This is a genomic window from Tissierella praeacuta, assembly GCF_040396155.1.
Taxonomy (GTDB): domain Bacteria; phylum Bacillota; class Clostridia; order Tissierellales; family Tissierellaceae; genus Tissierella; species Tissierella praeacuta_A.
In genome coordinates, this window is record NZ_JBEBOY010000014.1 from 59,976 (window position 1) to 77,025 (window position 17,050).

General features: G+C 33.8%; 17 protein-coding genes. All 17 read left to right on the forward strand.

The features are described 5' to 3' along the window. Positions 1-111: 111 nt before the first annotated feature. Complete coding sequence (locus tag ABWP20_RS08940) at positions 112-888, forward strand: Fic family protein (protein ID WP_353095449.1); 777 nt, start codon at positions 112-114, stop codon at positions 886-888. 243 nt (positions 889-1,131) lie between these two features. After that, positions 1,132-1,806: a hypothetical protein gene (locus tag ABWP20_RS08945; RefSeq protein ID WP_353095450.1), complete on the forward strand. Its 675-nt coding sequence runs from the start codon at positions 1,132-1,134 to the stop codon at positions 1,804-1,806. A gap of 149 nt (positions 1,807-1,955) precedes the next feature. Next, the gene (locus tag ABWP20_RS08950) at positions 1,956-3,485 is read left to right on the forward strand and encodes a Y-family DNA polymerase (protein WP_353095451.1); all 1,530 of its coding nucleotides are present in this window, start codon (positions 1,956-1,958) and stop codon (positions 3,483-3,485) included. Next, positions 3,482-3,934, forward strand: a complete 453-nt coding sequence (locus ABWP20_RS08955) for a hypothetical protein (RefSeq protein ID WP_353095452.1) — start codon at positions 3,482-3,484, stop codon at positions 3,932-3,934. Before ABWP20_RS08950 ends, ABWP20_RS08955 begins: the two co-directional genes overlap by 4 nt. 86 nt (positions 3,935-4,020) lie before the next feature. Next, positions 4,021-5,841: a VirB4 family type IV secretion system protein gene (locus tag ABWP20_RS08960; RefSeq protein ID WP_353095453.1), complete on the forward strand. Its 1,821-nt coding sequence runs from the start codon at positions 4,021-4,023 to the stop codon at positions 5,839-5,841. Further along, positions 5,841-6,338, forward strand: a complete 498-nt coding sequence (locus ABWP20_RS08965; protein WP_353095454.1) for a hypothetical protein — start codon at positions 5,841-5,843, stop codon at positions 6,336-6,338. Before ABWP20_RS08960 ends, ABWP20_RS08965 begins: the two co-directional genes overlap by 1 nt. A 12-nt stretch (positions 6,339-6,350) precedes the next feature. Further along, on the forward strand, positions 6,351-7,391 hold the full coding sequence (locus ABWP20_RS08970) for an amidoligase family protein (protein WP_353095455.1): 1,041 nt from the start codon (positions 6,351-6,353) through the stop codon (positions 7,389-7,391). Positions 7,392-7,404: 13 nt separating this feature from the next. Next, complete coding sequence (locus ABWP20_RS08975; protein WP_353095456.1) at positions 7,405-7,917, forward strand: gamma-glutamylcyclotransferase family protein; 513 nt, start codon at positions 7,405-7,407, stop codon at positions 7,915-7,917. Between the two features lie 5 nt (positions 7,918-7,922). Further along, complete coding sequence (locus tag ABWP20_RS08980; RefSeq protein ID WP_353095457.1) at positions 7,923-9,032, forward strand: C40 family peptidase; 1,110 nt, start codon at positions 7,923-7,925, stop codon at positions 9,030-9,032. Between the two features lie 12 nt (positions 9,033-9,044). After that, positions 9,045-9,623 (forward strand): DUF6329 domain-containing protein, encoded by a 579-nt coding sequence (locus tag ABWP20_RS08985; RefSeq protein ID WP_353095458.1) that lies wholly within the window; start codon positions 9,045-9,047, stop codon positions 9,621-9,623. 12 nt (positions 9,624-9,635) lie between these two features. After that, positions 9,636-10,016, forward strand: coding sequence for a DUF3846 domain-containing protein (locus ABWP20_RS08990; RefSeq protein ID WP_353095459.1), 381 nt, complete (start codon positions 9,636-9,638; stop codon positions 10,014-10,016). 12 nt (positions 10,017-10,028) lie between these two features. Beyond that, entirely contained in the window at positions 10,029-10,415 is a 387-nt protein-coding gene (locus ABWP20_RS08995; RefSeq protein ID WP_353095460.1) for a DUF6103 family protein, read from the forward strand. Positions 10,416-10,460: 45 nt separating this feature from the next. Continuing rightward, a complete protein-coding gene (locus ABWP20_RS09000; protein WP_216521584.1) occupies positions 10,461-10,715 on the forward strand; it encodes a DUF6103 family protein in 255 nt (84 codons plus the stop codon). A 410-nt stretch (positions 10,716-11,125) separates the two neighbouring features. Next, positions 11,126-11,548: a hypothetical protein gene (locus ABWP20_RS09005; RefSeq protein WP_353095461.1), complete on the forward strand. Its 423-nt coding sequence runs from the start codon at positions 11,126-11,128 to the stop codon at positions 11,546-11,548. Positions 11,549-11,554: 6 nt separating this feature from the next. Then, positions 11,555-14,224: a MobP3 family relaxase gene (gene mobP3, locus ABWP20_RS09010; protein ID WP_353095462.1), complete on the forward strand. Its 2,670-nt coding sequence runs from the start codon at positions 11,555-11,557 to the stop codon at positions 14,222-14,224. Between the two features lie 19 nt (positions 14,225-14,243). Beyond that, entirely contained in the window at positions 14,244-15,656 is a 1,413-nt protein-coding gene (locus ABWP20_RS09015; RefSeq protein WP_353095463.1) for a toprim domain-containing protein, read from the forward strand. A gap of 61 nt (positions 15,657-15,717) precedes the next feature. After that, positions 15,718-17,050 (forward strand): type IV secretory system conjugative DNA transfer family protein (locus ABWP20_RS09020; RefSeq protein ID WP_353095464.1); only part of this gene is annotated, 1,333 nt, incomplete at its 3' end.

The following is a 17,050-nucleotide window of genomic DNA, read 5'->3' on the forward strand; positions in this document are numbered from 1 at the left end:
GAGTTTATTTGATAAATGGTATATGGTACAATTGGTATAATTAAAGGATTATGAAAACTATACTATATCTATATAAAAATATCTAAAAATATCTAAAAAGGGAGTGAAATGATGGAAGGCATTGAAAAATTGGATTTATATCAAAATACCATTAATGAGTTAAGACCATTTGAAGGTGAAATGCTAAAGCAGATAAAAGACTTTTATCGTGTTGGATTAACATGGACATCAAATGCACTAGAGGGGAATTCTTTGACTGAAAGTGAAACAAAAGTTTTAATAGAAGATGGATTAACGGTTGGGGGAAGACCTTTAAGAGATATGTTTGAAGCCGTAGATCATGCAAAAGCATATGACTATATGTTTACTTTGCTTGGGAATAAAGAAATCATAGAGAAAGACATCCTTTATCTGCATAAACTGTTTTATCAAAATATTGAGGAAAAGTTTGCAGGAAGATATCGTGACATTCCTGTATTTATCACAGGATCTAACTATCCGGTTACCAAAGTAGAAAATATCCAAAGTGAAATAGAGGATTTATGTAAATGGGTAACAACAGAAAGAAAAAACTATCATCCAGTAGAATTTGCAGCACTACTTCATAAAAAATTTGTGTTTATTCATCCATTTAAAGATGGCAACGGTAGGGTCGCTAGGCTATTAATGAATACAGCATTGATACAGGATGGATATCTGCCAGCACTAATTCCTCCAATTTTACGAAGTGAGTATATTTCATTACTTGAAAAAGCACATGAAGATGATAGACCATTTATTAACTTTATAGCAGAGAGAGAATTGGAATCACAAAAGGATTTTTTACGACTTCTTCATATTCCATTGCCTAAGTTAGATCAAGATAATGATGGGATGAAGATGGGATAACGATAGGGTATCCTAGAAATAATGTTAACTAGAAAAAATATAGGATGTAGATAAATTGGAATTTGTCTATGTGAAACTGGATAGGGGGATGGAGAAAAATAGATGATTAAGCTTAATATGATTTACGATATTCGCACAACTGAATATGCACAACAGACATTGACCAATCTTACAGGCGTACCAATCCCAGTGTGGGAACAATATCTTGGCCATGAGCACGAATATAAATATACGGACTATCTTGTGGCAGACGTGATTAACTCTCATGGATACCTTCCTCGTAGCTACAGAGATTTCGAATTTATCTACTTTCATGTGACGACAAGTGCTAATGGATGTGCATCTTTTTGGAAACATGGAATATTAGATCTAAAACAATCTTATTCATGCCATGATTCTGAGCTAAGAAAGTTCCTAGAAAAGCACGATATCCATATCGATTTGGATGAGCGAATACTGACATATCGTGGAAAAAGATTTGATATTACTTTTGGAGCTTGTCCAAGGCAAGACACAGAGGCTTATAAATGTTGGTCCATAGGGAGAAAGTTTTATTATGATTACACTATATGTGGGTTCTTATCGGTGTGGGAGAGAAGTCCTTATGGTGGACAAGTTCATCGTAGACCAGAAATTTTGATGGATATAGATAATCTTTTAGGATTGAATTTATCTCACGAGTGGATGTCGATTCACGATTCTTATGAGATAGTGGCCAAAGTAAGTGGTGATAAGATCATCTATGACGGTGATGATGATCAAAGTGATAAGGATAAGGTATTGCATTATTTGACGAAGGCATATTTTACAGCCTTTCGTGAACCGACTGAAGAAGTGCTCCTAATTAAGAACAATGTACATATACCGCCTTTGGATATTCTTGAAATAAGGTCAATGCTACATTGGAAAAATAATTGATGTTTTATATATTGAAACCTAATACTTTTGCGGAATTAAAAATAAAGTATTAAATTCCAATTTAGTGATGAACTCATAAGTACAACTTGTATTTAGAATTATGTGTAGTTTCCTAACCATTAATGAGATGATTTTAGGAGGTGGGGAGAATGGATATTAAAAGCAGAATATATATAGCAATTGATTTAAAATCATTTTACGCTTCCGTTGAGTGTATGGAACGAGAGATTGATCCGTTGACTACAAATCTTGTTGTTGCAGATGCAAGTCGAACAGATAAAACCATTTGTCTTGCAGTTTCTCCTTCACTTAAAGCATATGGAATTTCTGGTAGGGCAAGATTATTTGAGGTTGTTCAGAGGGTAAAGGAAGTAAATGCTTTAAGATTAAACAAAGCACCAGGGCGGGTTTTTACTGGTGCTTCTTTCAACGATACTGAATTAAAATCTTTCCCAAGTCTCTCACTGGACTATATTGCGGCCCCTCCTAGAATGGCCTATTATATAGAATATAGTACAAGGATTTATAATATTTACTTAAAATATATTGCACCTGAAGATATACATGTATATTCCATAGATGAGGTATTTATGGATGTTACAAATTACCTAAATACCTACAATCTATCAGCTAGAGAGCTTACTACTAAAATACTCTTGGAAATACTTAACACCACAGGAATTACAGCAACAGCTGGGATTGGCACAAATCTATACCTAGCTAAAATTGCTATGGATATTCAAGCAAAACGAATTCCGATAGATGAAAATGGTGTGCAAATAGCCGAACTAGATGAAATGAGTTACCGTAGATTATTGTGGGCACATCGACCTCTGACAGACTTTTGGCGTGTAGGTAAAGGATATGCTAAAAAATTAGAAAAGCAAGGGCTATTTACTATGGGGGATATTGCAAGATGTTCTATCGGTAAGCCTACTGATTATTACAATGAAGATTTATTATATAAGATATTTGGTATTAATGCAGAACTGCTAATAGATCATGCATGGGGTTGGGAGCCATGTACTATAGCTGATATTAAAGAATATAAACCAAGTGCCAAAAGTATCGGCTCAGGGCAGGTGCTCCAATGTGGCTATACCTATGAAAAAGCAAAACTTATTGTATGGGAAATGGCTGATTTACTTGTACTTGACCTAGTAGATAAAAGACTTGTAACTGATCAGATTGTTTTAACAGTAGGATATGATATTGAAAATTTAACAGATCCTGACATAAGAAAATTATATAAAGGGGAGATAACCACTGATGGTTATGGACGTAAAGTACCAAAATCGGCACATGGTACTGTAAATCTTGATAGATATACATCTTCTACAAAGCTAATTATAGATGCTGTCATGGATTTATTTGAGCGAATAGTAGATAAAAATCTTTTAGTTAGAAGGGTCAATATGTCAGCAAATCGTGTAGTAGAAGAAGGAGTTGTTGAAAGGTCAGATGGGATTGAGCAACTTAATCTTTTTACTGATTGTAAGACTGCAGAGAGGGAAAAGAAGGAAGAAGAAGCAGAACTTCTACGAGAAAGAAAGGTGCAGGAAACCATATTAGAATTAAAGAAGAAATTTGGAAAGAATGTAGTTTTAAAAGGCTTAAATCTAGAGGAAGGAGCTACAACAGTAGATAGAAACAAACAGATTGGAGGGCATAAGGCATGACAAAAGAATACGATGATATTATTAATTTACCACGACATGTATCTAAAAAACGAGATCCTATGCCAATAATTGACCGAGCAGCACAATTTTCTCCTTTCGCTGCGCTAACTGGTCATGATACTGCAATCAAAGAAACTGCAAGAGTAACCGAAGATAGAATAGAACTGGATATATATATGAAAGAAGTATTGAACAACAAATTGCAAATACTAATAGACCAACTTCATGAACATCCTTATATAGGAATAACCTATTTTCAGCCAGATAAGAAGAAAGATGGTGGTAGCTATGTTACCGCTAATGGTATAGTTAAAAGGATAGATGAATATGAGTGTATTATTTTTATGACTAATGGTATCTCAATCCCTATTGATGAAATCATCGGGATTGAGGGGGAGATATTTGATACCATGATGCTCCATTCGTGTGATAAGTTAGTAATTAAATAGGAACATAATTTATGTATTGATTAAGTCTTGCACTAATGTGTAGGGCTTTTTTTAATGAAAAAATAAAATGGAGGTAAGATAATAATATGGCAAAAAAGACAATACCTATAGTAGAAGATGAAAAAATCAAAACCTTTATAGATATGATTGCACCGTCTATTATTAAATTTAACACTGATCATTTTATTTGTGGAAATACCTATAGATGTGTATGGGCACTTAGAGAATATCCTACAAGTACCAATGAACAGGCAATTCTTCGTCATCTTGGAGAAAAGGATGGTGTTACTCTTAGAATCTATACAAGGCAGGTAACACCAAATGAGGAAAAGAAAATCATTCATAATGCAGCCAATAAAAATAGGATGAATACTACAAATACAAATGATTTACAGCAGACTGTAACAGCAGAAAGTAATCTTCAGGATGTTGTTATACTTGTTTCAACTATGCATCGAAATCGAGAGCCACTATTTCATTGTGCAGTATATATTGAACTTATTGCCAATGATTATGAGGAATTAAAACTGCTACAGACTGATGTGCTAACAGAGCTAGTACGAAGTAAATTGAATGTAGATAGACTTATGCTTCGCCAGCAGCAAGGCTTCTTATGTGTTGGTCCAACAGGAAGAAATGTATTTGACACTCAATATGAAAGGGTACTTCCTGCATCTTCAGTAGCAAATCTTTATCCTTTTAATTATTCAGGAAAGACTGATAGCAATGGATTTTATTTAGGTAGAGATAAGTTTGGTTCTAATATTATAGTAGATTTTGATAAAAGAGATGATGATAAAACCAATCCTTGTATTCTGATTTTAGGAAATTCTGGGCAAGGGAAAAGTTATTTATTAAAATTAATCCTATGTAATATTTTGGAATCAGGAAAGAATGTCATCTGTTTAGACCCGGAAGATGAGTATCGAGATCTTGCTGGAAACACAGGTGGATGCTTTGTAGACTTAATGAGTGGAGAATATATGATAAACCCACTAGAGCCAAAGACTTGGGATGAAGGGGGAAGTCCAGAGGATAAAGATGCTCCCTTTGCATTTAGACAAGCCACTAAACTAAGTCAGCATATTAGCTTTTTAAAGGACTTTTTTCGTTCATATAAAGACTTTGAAGATAAGCATATTGATGTAATTGAAATTATGCTTGGAAAACTTTATACCAAATATAATATTAGCGATAGTACGGACTTTAGCAGATTAGAATCCATTGACTATCCTATCTTATCAGACTTTTATTTACTAATAGAGGAAGAATATAAAGGCTATGATAATGAAAAATATCAATTTTATACAAAAGAATTATTGCAGGAAATACTACTTGGACTTCATTCCATGTGCCAAGGGGCAGAGAGTAAATTCTTTAATGGACATACCAATATAACATCTAATCGATTTATTGTATTTGGAGTTAAGGGTTTACTTCAAGCCAGTAGAAATGTTAAAAATGCATTACTATTTAATATATTATCCTTTATGTCAGATAAACTGCTGACAGAAGGAAATACTGCAGCAGGAATCGATGAGCTTTATTTATTCCTAACAAATCTTACTGCAATAGAATATATTCGTAATTTTATGAAGCGAGTGCGAAAGAAAGAATCAGCGGTAATACTCAGCAGTCAAAACCTTGAAGACTTCAATATCGAAGGAATTAAGGAATTGACAAAGCCACTGTTTTCTATTCCAGCACACGCTTTTTTATTTAATGCAGGAAATATTGACAAGCAGTTTTATATGGATACCTTACAGCTTGAGGAATCAGAATATAATCTAATTAAATTTCCACAGAGGGGAGTGTGTTTATATAAATGTGGTAATGAACGTTACAATCTAGTAGTTCATGCTCCAGAATATAAAGAAAAGTTATTTGGAAAGGCAGGTGGTAGATAGTGATATTTGATAAAATTGAATCTTTTAGAAATCAAAAGCAAGGCATTATAGACGATTTGAGAGTGTGCATTAGCTATACTCCAAACAGAGATAATGATCTTCTATGTTTTATGGAACAGTATTTAAAGGCAGATTCAAAGAATCGTCCAAGATTATTAGAAGAGATAAAACATTGTATTAATGGTACAGAATATGAAAATCCATTCCTAGCTTACAGTTATTATAATGAGAAGGACATTAAAGAACTAGATAATGTCCTAGATGAATTTATTGATAAACTAAAGAATTCTAGAAAAGCATCTAATGGCTTAGATAAAGAAATAGAAAATATTATTGCAGATACTATTTTTAAAATCAATGAACTTCATGATAAATGCTATGGAGAATTAATAGACTCTTGGAGAAATAAAAGACTTATAGAGTTTATTGTAACTTCAGCTAAATATGCAGGATATGAAAATGCCATAGATATTATAAATGAAAAAAAGCTATGGTAAGGCGGTGAAGATATGGATCTTAGGGAGCAAAAGTTTGGGGTAGAGGTAGAAATGACTGGTATCACAAGAAAGAGAGCAGCACAGGTTATTGCTGAATATTTAAATGGTACAGTAGATTTTGAGGGAGGTGGATATGGAACTTATACTGTAACAGATAATCAAAATAGAAAATGGAAACTTGTAAGTGATGCTAGTATTACCTGTCAAAAGAAAGTAGGGAATAGAAAGCAAATAGCAGATAGAGAATATAGTGTTGAGTTAGTAAGTCCTATATGTTTTTATGATGATATAGAAGATATCCAAGAGATGATAAGAGAGTTAAGAAGGGCTGGAGCATTCAGTAATAAAAGCTGTGGTATTCATATTCACATAAATGCAGCTCCATTTAAAGCATATCAACTAAGAAATCTTGTAAATATCATAGCTGCAAAAGAAGATATGATATATAAAGCCTTGAAGGTAGATTCGGAAAGAGAAAGGAGATATTGCAAAAAGATAGATAAGGATTTTTTAGAAGAACTAAACAAAAAGAAGCCCAAAACAATAAGTGGGATTCAAAGTCTCTGGTATAAAGGGAGGGATGGAAGCCATCAACATTACCATGACAGTAGATATCGATGTTTAAATCTACACTCTGTTTTTCAAAAAGGAACAATAGAATTTCGTGCCTTTAATGGATCACTCCATGCAGGAAAACTTAAGGCCTATCTACAATTTTGTATGGCAATTACAGCACAAGCCTACAATCAAAAGTCTGCAAGTTCAAGAAAAACCGTATCAGAAAATGAGAAATATACATTTAGAGTATGGCTTTTAAGACTCGAGTTAATTGGAGATGAATTTAAAACAGCAAGAAAACATCTCCTAGATAATTTAGAAGGAAATATTGCGTGGAAGTCACCAGAGCAAGCTGAGGCACAGAAAGAAAGACTTAGACAAAAGAGAGAACAAGAGCTTTTAGAGCAAGAGGAAAGAGTAGAATTAGAAAATAATGATATGGGAATAGATGAGCAGGAGGAAGATACTCCTGCTTTTACTATGTCCATGAACTAGTAAGGAGGTCAAGATGGAGAAAGACAAGTTATATATAGCCTATGGCAGTAACCTAAATTTAAATCAGATGAAGTATCGATGCTCTACGGCAAGAGTTATCGGTACATCAGAACTGAAGGATTATGAACTTGTATTTCGTGGATCAAGATATGGTGCAGTGGCAACTATCGAACCATGTGAAGGAAGTACGGTACCAGTTTTGCTATGGAGTATCAAACCTGATGATGAGAAAGCCCTTGATAGATATGAAGGTTATCCAAATTTTTATGGAAAATCTGGAGTGGATATTACTGTAGGCAATTATAAAGCTACAGCAATGGTTTATATAATGACAGAAGGTTATAAACTTGGAAATCCATCCGATAGCTATCTAAAAACCATAGAAGAGGGCTATATTGATGCAGGATTTGATTTAGATATTTTATATAATGCAGTGAAGAAAACCCTTAGTCAAATGGAGAATTTTGAAGAAGTGGAGAAGCATGAACCTGAACAGGGAGATATATTTGGAATGAAATGGTGGTGATATAAATGGCAGACCCTGGATCATTAGGGATCATTGTAAAAACAGCTTTATCTGCTTTATCAGATGGAAGACTCAGAAAAGGAATAGGGTGGACTATTGCAGCAATCCTGTCTCCCTTTATATTAACCATTGTTATTATATTAAGCTTTCTCTCAGGAACAACAAATCATAATAATAATGTTTTATATCTATCTTTTAATGGAGGCAGTATATCAGCTAATATTCCAGAAGAATATAGAGGACATATAGAAGATATGCGTAGGAGTTTTACAATGCTTGATGGAAAGATAGAGGGCATAAATAAGCAAATAGAGGATGGAAATAGTCTAGACTCAATTAGAGTTAAGGCTATTTTTTATTCTCTGTATTTCGGCGAAAATCAACCGTCAAATATAGATAAAGCAAAATTTGTAGATTGCTTTATCAGATACGAAGAGCTTAAAAGAACTGTAACTGATGAAGAAGGTAATGAATATGAAGAGACTTATATGGTTCCAGTACCTATAACTAATCTGCCAGAGGTTTATAAAAATATAGAAACCACAATGGAAAATTCAGTGACTTATGAAGATATGGCAAATGCTAATGAAATACATTATAGGATAAAATATGGAATTCCTGCACCTAATGAAGGTGACAGTTTTACAGAGTGGGAGGATTGGATACATGGTCTTACACCAGAAGAACTAGAAGATTTATATCATGATTTACCAGAAGGAGAGAAAGGATCTAAAATTGTAAAACTTGCCATGTCAAGACTTGGAGATCCTTATTCACAAGAAAGAAGAGGACAAGGCAGATACACTGACTGCAGCTATTTAACCATGTGGAGTTATCGTCAGATAGGTATTAATATACCAGCAACTGCAGCAGAGCAGGCAAGATTTTGTGTAAACAAGAATCTTACTGTTTCAAAAAAGAACTTAGTTCCTGGTGATTTAGTATTCTGGAGTCATAAACCTAATTGCAGGTTTATGAATATTACCCATGTAGGGGTCTATGCAGGAGATGGTAAGGTTATTGATGCTTCTTATTCAAAGGGTAAGGTAGTATATCGAAATTTATTTGATTCAAACAAACAGGTACTGTATGGGAGACCACATATTTTAAAGTAAAAGGAGGACTTTATGTTAATTACAAAGGCAATATTTGAAAGGAAATTATCTAATTTTGATACACACAATTGTGTAATTGAAGGAATTGAATTAATGAATGGGGATGAGTTTGAAGAATTCAGTAATAATTTATTAGAGGATAGAGATTTTATTGAAGATAGAAAGGAAGTAATGTATATAGACTCCATAGGGCAAATTCATGTACTATTGGCACTTGATATGGACGGTGGCGATGGGATTTTAATTGACAGTCATGGGTATGATTATCCAAGATATGCAGCATTTATGCCAAATATTAAACCTTATATTGAACAGCAAATCTCAATGGTTGCAGAACAAATAATAAAGGAAGCTGCAGAAAATTCTTCCAATGGAAGCTGGGCTGTCTACTTCGATGAGATAGAAGAATACCATGGGTTAGCAGTAAAAGAAAACAATGGCATTGGTACGATGCTCTTAGATGCACTGCATAGGAGAGAAGAAATTTCAGAGATTGAAATTGAAGATGAGTGCTTTGATATGACCTTATACCTTGATTACTGCATCAGCTTAGATGAAGAAATAAAACAATGTCAAAATATGAAAATGTAGGAGGACTTGAATATGGACAATATAGAAAAAACAATTCGTATTTTAAAAATTGAGCCACAAAAGTTACCTTATGAAAAGGAAATAAGTAATGACTTAGAAGGAATACAAGGAGAAGTTGAAGGATTATTTGATTGCCTTTATTTAGATAATAATTGTATTTTAGTGTGTAATGACGAAGGAAAATTAAATGGAATGGAATTAAATCGAAGGGTCGGTAATGATATAATTGCTGGCCCTTTTTTTATTGTAGGAGATAGTCAAGACGGAGAATTTGTATCCTTAACTGATGAGCAAATAGAAAAATATACAGAAGAATTTGGTAAGATTCAAGAATTCACAGGTGAAGAACCTGAAGCTCAACCAAGGATGACATTCATTGGGTTTGATTTTTAAGGAGGGAAATAGATGAGTACATCAACAGAAAAAGTGACACTGCAAGTAACTTTTCCAAAAGAAAAATTGGAGGCCTTAAGGTTTTATATGAATGAAAAACAGCTGACTGTTGAGGAAGAATTACAAAAACATATTAAAAATACCTATGACAAATATGTCCCATCTGCTACCAGAAGGTATTTAGACAGGAATGATAATAGAGAAGAGATAGAAGTAGTTACTAATGAAAATGAACCAGAAACTACTTCTAGAAATACAACAGCTCGAGGAAGAAGAAGGACTGGAAGAAGTCAAAGTGCTGAGGAACAATCAACTGCTGAAACAGTAAATACGGGAGAGATTGAAGAAACATCAGAGCAAACTGAGGAGCAAAATCAAGGAATGACAATGAGTATGTAGTGAGTTTCAAATAAATTTAAAGGAAGAGAAGGAGGTAAATATTAGATGAAAAAAGATACTATTAGGGTAAGTCTTAATGCCGAAAAATTAAGAGCTATAAATAAATATATGGAGAAAAAGGAAGTAGATTTAGAAGATGAGTTGGTAGATCAACTGCAAAAGCTATATGAGAAATATGTTCCAGCCAATGTAAGGGAGTATATCGATGAGAAGCAAGAGGAAGAGATTAAGGCTAAAAAACCTAAAAAATCAGTCAAGACTAAGGCAGAAGTTAATAACCAATCTATAATACAAGAATAAGACAATTTTTGAGGGCTTGTTTGCCCCTGTGTGCCATTATAAAGGGAGAGGTGGTATAGTTATACCTAATCTATAATAAATCCAGTTTTGGGGCGAATGTGCCGACTGCTCATAATTGATATAAGAATGGCTTAACTACTGGCTTTTAGGTGATGTTATTAGAATAGTGGGGATGAACCCCCCTATTGATTTTGGTGCAGGATAAAGGAAGGTGGTCAAAAGATTCCACCTTCCAGTTACATCCCCCGGCAGTGCCATGGGTTGAAAGAATTAAGGCAGGTGGTCGGAAAATGGGTTTTGTGATGTCGTAGGTGGTCGTTATCTACTAAGAACCCCATAAAACGAGGACTTGATAGCTGTACCCTATAGGTGGTCAAGGGAAAATAATAGATGTTTGAGGTGAGGTGGAATTGGAAGAGAAAAAGAATTCGGTAAAGAAAAGGACAGCAGTATGGTTATATCCTGAAACAATGGAAGAAATGGATAGTTTACTAGAAAGGGATAATTGTAAAAGCAGAAGTGAATTTATAGATAAAGCTTTAAACTTTTATATGGGATATTTAGTTAGTGAAGATACTACAGGATATCTATCTAAGATACTAATCTCAGCAATGCAAGGAATACTTAAAGAAACGGAAAATAGGAATGCTAATAATTTATTTCGTTTATCCGTTGAAATAAGTATGATGATGAATATACTCGCCGCAGGTTTAGAAATTAGTGAGGAAGAACTTCGTAGTCTTAGGGGAAGATGTGTCCAGCAAGTAAGAAAGACAAGGGGTAAAATATCCATGGAGGAGGCGATCAAGTTCCAACAGGGAATTGGAGAGTGATAATTTATGCCAAGGTTTATTCTGAAGTGTCCTTATCTAAAAGGTGGGAGTGATAAAACATCGGCTCATCTTGAAAACTTAGTAAATTATATTGCAACTCGTGATGGAGTAGAAAAGATTAGTATAGAAAATAGAAATATTTCTTCTACAACAAAACAGGAAGAATTAATATTACAACTGGTTAAAGAGTTTCCAAACACCAAAAAATTATTTGAGTATGAAGACTATATTAAAAACCCAACATTAGAAAATGCTTCTGAATTTATTTCCATAGCAATAGAAGAAAATTTTGATAAGATCGGAAAAAGAAAAAACTATGTAGATTATATTGCAAATAGACCAAGGGTAGAAAAGATGGGAAAGCATGGTTTATTTACTGGCGGAGATGACAGTCTAGTTCTTAGTAAAATAGCAGATGAAGTTGCAAATCATGAAGGAAATGTTTGGACTCCAATTATTTCTTTAAGGAGAGAAGATGCTGCTAGACTTGGTTTTGATAATGCTGAAAGTTGGCATAATATGCTTTCTTACTATGCCATAGACATAGCTGAATCTTTAAAGATAAAGCCTGAGAACTTTCGGTGGTATGCAGCCTTTCATAATGAGGGTCATCATCCCCATATCCATATGATTTGTTATTCAACAGATTCAAAGGAAGGATATCTAACTAAAAAAGGTATAGAGAAAATGAAATCAGGATTTGTAAAAAATATCTTTGGCCAAGAGTTAAAAGAAATATATATAGAGCAAAGTAAAAGAAGGGATGAATTAAAAGAGGAATCAAGGGAAGTCTTATTAAATTTAATAGCTGAAATGAAAAATAAACCCTTCCAAAACAGTAAGGTAGAAGAATTGTTTATAGGGTTTGCAGAAAGATTGAAATTTAGCAAAGGAAAGAAACAGTATGGATATTTACAACCAAAGCTTAAAGCTATGGTAGATGAGATTGTAGATGAACTAGCTAAGGATGAAAGGATAAGTAAGGCATATGGCCTATGGTATGAAATGCGTAATGAAGTTCTTAATAGCTACATGGATAATCTGCCAGAGCCTCTGCCATTATCACAACAAAAAGAATTTAAATCAATAAAAAATATGATTATTAAAGAGGCAGATAATTATAACAAGGGCATCTTTTCATTTGAGGAAAGCATCAATGATGATATTGATATTGCTGACGAAGAAATAGATAAAGCAGCAGAAGATGGAATTAGAAATGATACAGAATTTATTGAGATGGAAGGTGATACTTTAGATTTATCTAAGGAAATAGAAGTTAGTGATGATATAACTGAAGATGTTTATGTGAAGTGGAGTGATGATTATAAAAGGGCTTGCAAATTCTTATATGGTACAGATGATATAGTACAAGATTTTGAGGAAGCCTTTTATTTATTTCAATCTGAAGCTGAAAAAGGAAATGCTCTTGCCATGTTTAATATGGGAAGAATCTTTGCAGATGGTCTTGGTGTAGAAATTGATATGGAAGAATCATATGCATGGTATGAAAAAGCCCTTAATGCTTTTCATAAAGTAGAAGATAAAAAGTCTTGGAAATATACAGCGTATCGTATAGGTAAGATGTATTCACAAGGTCTTGGAACAGAAGAAGATTATGAAAAAGCAGCATACTGGCTTACTCTGTCAGCAAAAGAAAGATATAAGTTTGCTGAATATTCCTTGGGTGGTCTTTATTATAGAGGTCGAGGAGTTGAGCAGAACTATGGAAGAGCTTTTGATCTCTATTTAAAATCTGCAAAGCAGGGTTTTCCATATGCTGATTTTGAAGCAGCAAAGATGTATCGGGATGGGATTGGAACTGATATGAATAAGGAAGAGTCAGATAAATATTTTTATTCTGCCTTTATAGGTTTTAAGAGATTAGAAAAGAAAAGTCATGATGATAAAATTCAATATAGGATTGGTTGGATGCTTCAAAATGGAATCGGTACAGAAAAAGATATAGGGGAAGCAAAACAGTATTATGAAAAGTCCGCAAAGCTTGGAAATACATTTGCCTGTTATTCCCTTGCAAAATTAATCCTTGCAGAAGAAAATTCAATAGGGGAAGAGGTTAAAAAAGCAATCCAATATTTAAAACAAGCATCAGATAGTGGAAATCAATTTGCACAGTATTCTCTTGGAAAGCTTTATCTTGATGGGGAATATGTAGATAAAAGTATATTGAAAGCTTTAGAGTTATTTAAACTATCAGCAGAGGAAGGAAATGAGTATGCAGCATATCAGCTTGGTAAGTTATATCTTAGGGGAGAAGAGATAACAAAAGACATTCCGTTAGCAATAAAATGGCTTCATCTATCCGCAGAAAAAGGAAATCAATATGGACAGTATTTATTAGGAAAAATATATTTAATGGGTGAAGGTGTGCCAAGGGATAAAGAAGAGGCAATAAAGTGGTTTCAATTATCTGCTGAACAGGGAAATGAATACGCTCAGTTTTTTCTAGACAATATGGACAAATTTCAGAACCCATCTGTTTCACTTGTAGTATCAAAGATGTTTCATCATATGAGTAAAATATTTGAAGATAATATTCCGTTAAAATCATCAGGAGTTGGAATTAAGGTTGATAGTAAGTTATTAAGAAAACTTAGAGAAAAGAAAATGGCACAAGGACATAAGAAAGATGACCATGAGCAGAATATTGAATTATAGAATTAAAAGGGAGGTAATTATGTCTACTTATATTCATTTTACAGAGGAACAAAAGCAAAGAGCAAATTCAGTTGATCTAGTGGATTTCTTGGAGAGGCAAGGAGATAAGTTATTACGTTCTGGAAGAGAAAAAAGACTTGCTAGTGATCGGAGCATTACGATAAGAGGAAATAGGTGGTATGATCATGAAACAGGAGAAGGTGGTCTTGCAATTGATTTTATGCAGAATTTTTATGGATTGAATTTTCCCGATGCTGTAACAAGATTACTTGGTGAGCAAGGTGAAATAATATATAAAACAGCAGACGTAAAAGAGCAAGAGGAAAGAAAGCCCTTTGTTTTACCTCGAAAACATTCTGATATGCGCAGGGTCTTTGCTTATATGATCAAACAAAGGTGTATTGATAGAGATATAGTGAGTTTCTTTGCTAGAAATAAAATGCTATATGAAAGCAGTGAACTCTCTAAAGACAAGACAAAGGAATATCACAACGCTGTATTTGTAGGCTTAGATGAAAATGGAACTCCTCGTCATGGACATAAGCAAGGAATTTATACAAGAGGTAGGAGCTTCAAAGGAAATATAGAAAGCAGTGATCCTTGCTATAGCTTTAATTATATTGGAAAAGGTAACAAGCTTTATGTGTTTGAAGCACCTATTGATATGCTATCCTTTATTACAATATATCCGAGAGATTGGCAGTCCCATAGTTATATATCATTGTGCGGAGTGTCTGAACAGGCGATGCTGAAGATGATTGAAATAAATCCCCATCTTAATCATGTAATACTATGTCTGGATTATGATATAGCTGGAATTGAAACCACTGAAAAATTCTATGATATATTAATTGATAGGAAAATAAGATGTGATAAGCTTATGCCTAAATATAAAGATTGGAATGAAGACCTTAAAGCAAGCCTTAATCTTCCTGTAATACCCGGAGAAGAACATCCACATTATCCCCTAAGGGATAAAGTTTGTTCAGAGATTTATAGTCTAATATCTGAATTTAAAAGTACAGATGATTCTCTATCAAAATTAAATAAATTATTCCATAGATGTAAAACAAATAATATGGAGCAGATAGTTGAAACTTTAAAACAACTATCTGCTTTTTCTTTGCTATTAGCCAAGAGGGAATATAAACAAATGGGAATTAGTCAAGGCATAGATGTGATCCAAAACAGGTTGTATTGCGAATTTAAAGCATATGAGAATCGCAGTAGGCTTAATAGTCGGCTAGATATGATTGAGCAGGAGATTTTGAGAATCAGTAAATATGAAGGAATAATTTTTGAAAGGGAAAAAGAAAATATTGCAAAAGCTTATGAATCAATTGCCCAACATAGTTTAAAGGCAATTATTTTGATTGAACTACAAGAACTAAAGCAGGAACAAAAACTAATAAAAGAGATGGCTATGCAATAGGGACAAGGATGAATACTATGATGTGATTTAAAAATATAGAGAAGAAAAGGGGGACTGATCTATGGAATCACAGTTATACCTTCTTATAAGCATGGCATCTCTGATGTTCTTTGTAATTGGCGGAATTTCAATGATTGCACATTATTATACCTTAAAAGGAATCAAATCAAAAACAGTTGGCGATGGTCAGCATGGTACAGCTAGGTTTGCTACAAAGAAAGAAATTTTAAAAACTTATAAGCATGTACCATTTAATGTTTCAGATTGGAGGAAGGGAAAAAATCTACCTACAGAGCAGGGAATTATAGTTGGGTGCAAAGGGGCTAAAAATAATGTCATAGCACTTGTAGATACTGATGATGTCCATTGTCTTATGATTGGTGCAGCAGGTGTAGGAAAGACTGCATTTTTTCTTTATCCTAATTTGGAATATGCCTGTGCAACTGGGATGAGTTTTATAACTACTGACACAAAAGGGGATTTAGCAAGAAACTATGGAAGGATTGCTAAAGAATGTTACGGATATAATATTGCAGTTATAGATCTTAGAAATCCCACACGAAGTGATGGTAATAATTTATTGCATTTAGTTAATAAGTATATGGATAGATATAGGGAAGATCACAATAATATTTCTGCTAAGGCAAAGGCTGAAAAATATGCAAAGATTATTTCAAAGACTATTATAAATTCCACAGGCGATAGTTCTGCCTATGGACAAAATGCTTTCTTCTATGATGCAGCTGAAGGACTTCTAACTGCTGTTATTTTACTTATTGCAGAGTATCTTCCACCTACGAAAGAAGATGGAGAAATAGTTGATACCAGGCATATAATTAGTGTATTTAAAATGGTGCAGGACTTAATGGAACCAAGTAAGGTAAAAGGAAAGAGTCAGCTTCAGTTACTGATGGACAAGCTTCCTTCAGAGCATAAGGCAAGGTGGTTTGCAGGTGCAGCTTTAAACTCAGCTGAACAGGCAATGGCATCAGTTCTATCTACAGTACTATCAAGACTTAATGCATTTTTAGATACAGAAATGGAACAGATCTTATGTTTTGACACTGCAATTGATGCAGAAACCTTTTGTAATAAAAAATCTGCTATCTTTCTAATACTCCCAGAAGAAGATAATACGAAGTATTTTATGGTTAGCTTATTTTTACAACAGTTCTATCGTGAAATGTTAACAGTAGCTGATGAAAACGGGGGTAAGCTTCCAAATCGAGTAATGATTTATGCAGATGAAATAGGTACAATACCAAAGATAGAATCCTTTGAAATGATGCTTAGTGCTGGTCGTTCCAGAAAGATATCATTAGTGCCTATCATTCAATCCTTTGCACAGCTTGATAAAAACTATGGAAAAGAAGGTAGTGAGATTATAACTGATA

Excerpts from the sequence above, each read along its gene's own strand:
- ABWP20_RS08940 (WP_353095449.1), top strand. The coding sequence starts at position 112 with ATGGAAGGCATTGAAAAATTGGATTTATATCAAAATACCATTAATGAG.
- ABWP20_RS08950 (WP_353095451.1), top strand. The coding sequence starts at position 1,956 with ATGGATATTAAAAGCAGAATATATATAGCAATTGATTTAAAATCATTT.
- ABWP20_RS08955 (WP_353095452.1), top strand. The coding sequence starts at position 3,482 with ATGACAAAAGAATACGATGATATTATTAATTTACCACGACATGTATCT.
- ABWP20_RS08960 (WP_353095453.1), top strand. The coding sequence starts at position 4,021 with ATGGCAAAAAAGACAATACCTATAGTAGAAGATGAAAAAATCAAAACC.
- ABWP20_RS08970 (WP_353095455.1), top strand. The coding sequence starts at position 6,351 with ATGGATCTTAGGGAGCAAAAGTTTGGGGTAGAGGTAGAAATGACTGGT.
- ABWP20_RS08975 (WP_353095456.1), top strand. The coding sequence starts at position 7,405 with ATGGAGAAAGACAAGTTATATATAGCCTATGGCAGTAACCTAAATTTA.
- ABWP20_RS08980 (WP_353095457.1), top strand. The coding sequence starts at position 7,923 with ATGGCAGACCCTGGATCATTAGGGATCATTGTAAAAACAGCTTTATCT.
- ABWP20_RS08985 (WP_353095458.1), top strand. The coding sequence starts at position 9,045 with ATGTTAATTACAAAGGCAATATTTGAAAGGAAATTATCTAATTTTGAT.
- ABWP20_RS08990 (WP_353095459.1), top strand. The coding sequence starts at position 9,636 with ATGGACAATATAGAAAAAACAATTCGTATTTTAAAAATTGAGCCACAA.
- ABWP20_RS08995 (WP_353095460.1), top strand. The coding sequence starts at position 10,029 with ATGAGTACATCAACAGAAAAAGTGACACTGCAAGTAACTTTTCCAAAA.
- ABWP20_RS09000 (WP_216521584.1), top strand. The coding sequence starts at position 10,461 with ATGAAAAAAGATACTATTAGGGTAAGTCTTAATGCCGAAAAATTAAGA.
- mobP3 (WP_353095462.1), top strand. The coding sequence starts at position 11,555 with ATGCCAAGGTTTATTCTGAAGTGTCCTTATCTAAAAGGTGGGAGTGAT.
- ABWP20_RS09015 (WP_353095463.1), top strand. The coding sequence starts at position 14,244 with ATGTCTACTTATATTCATTTTACAGAGGAACAAAAGCAAAGAGCAAAT.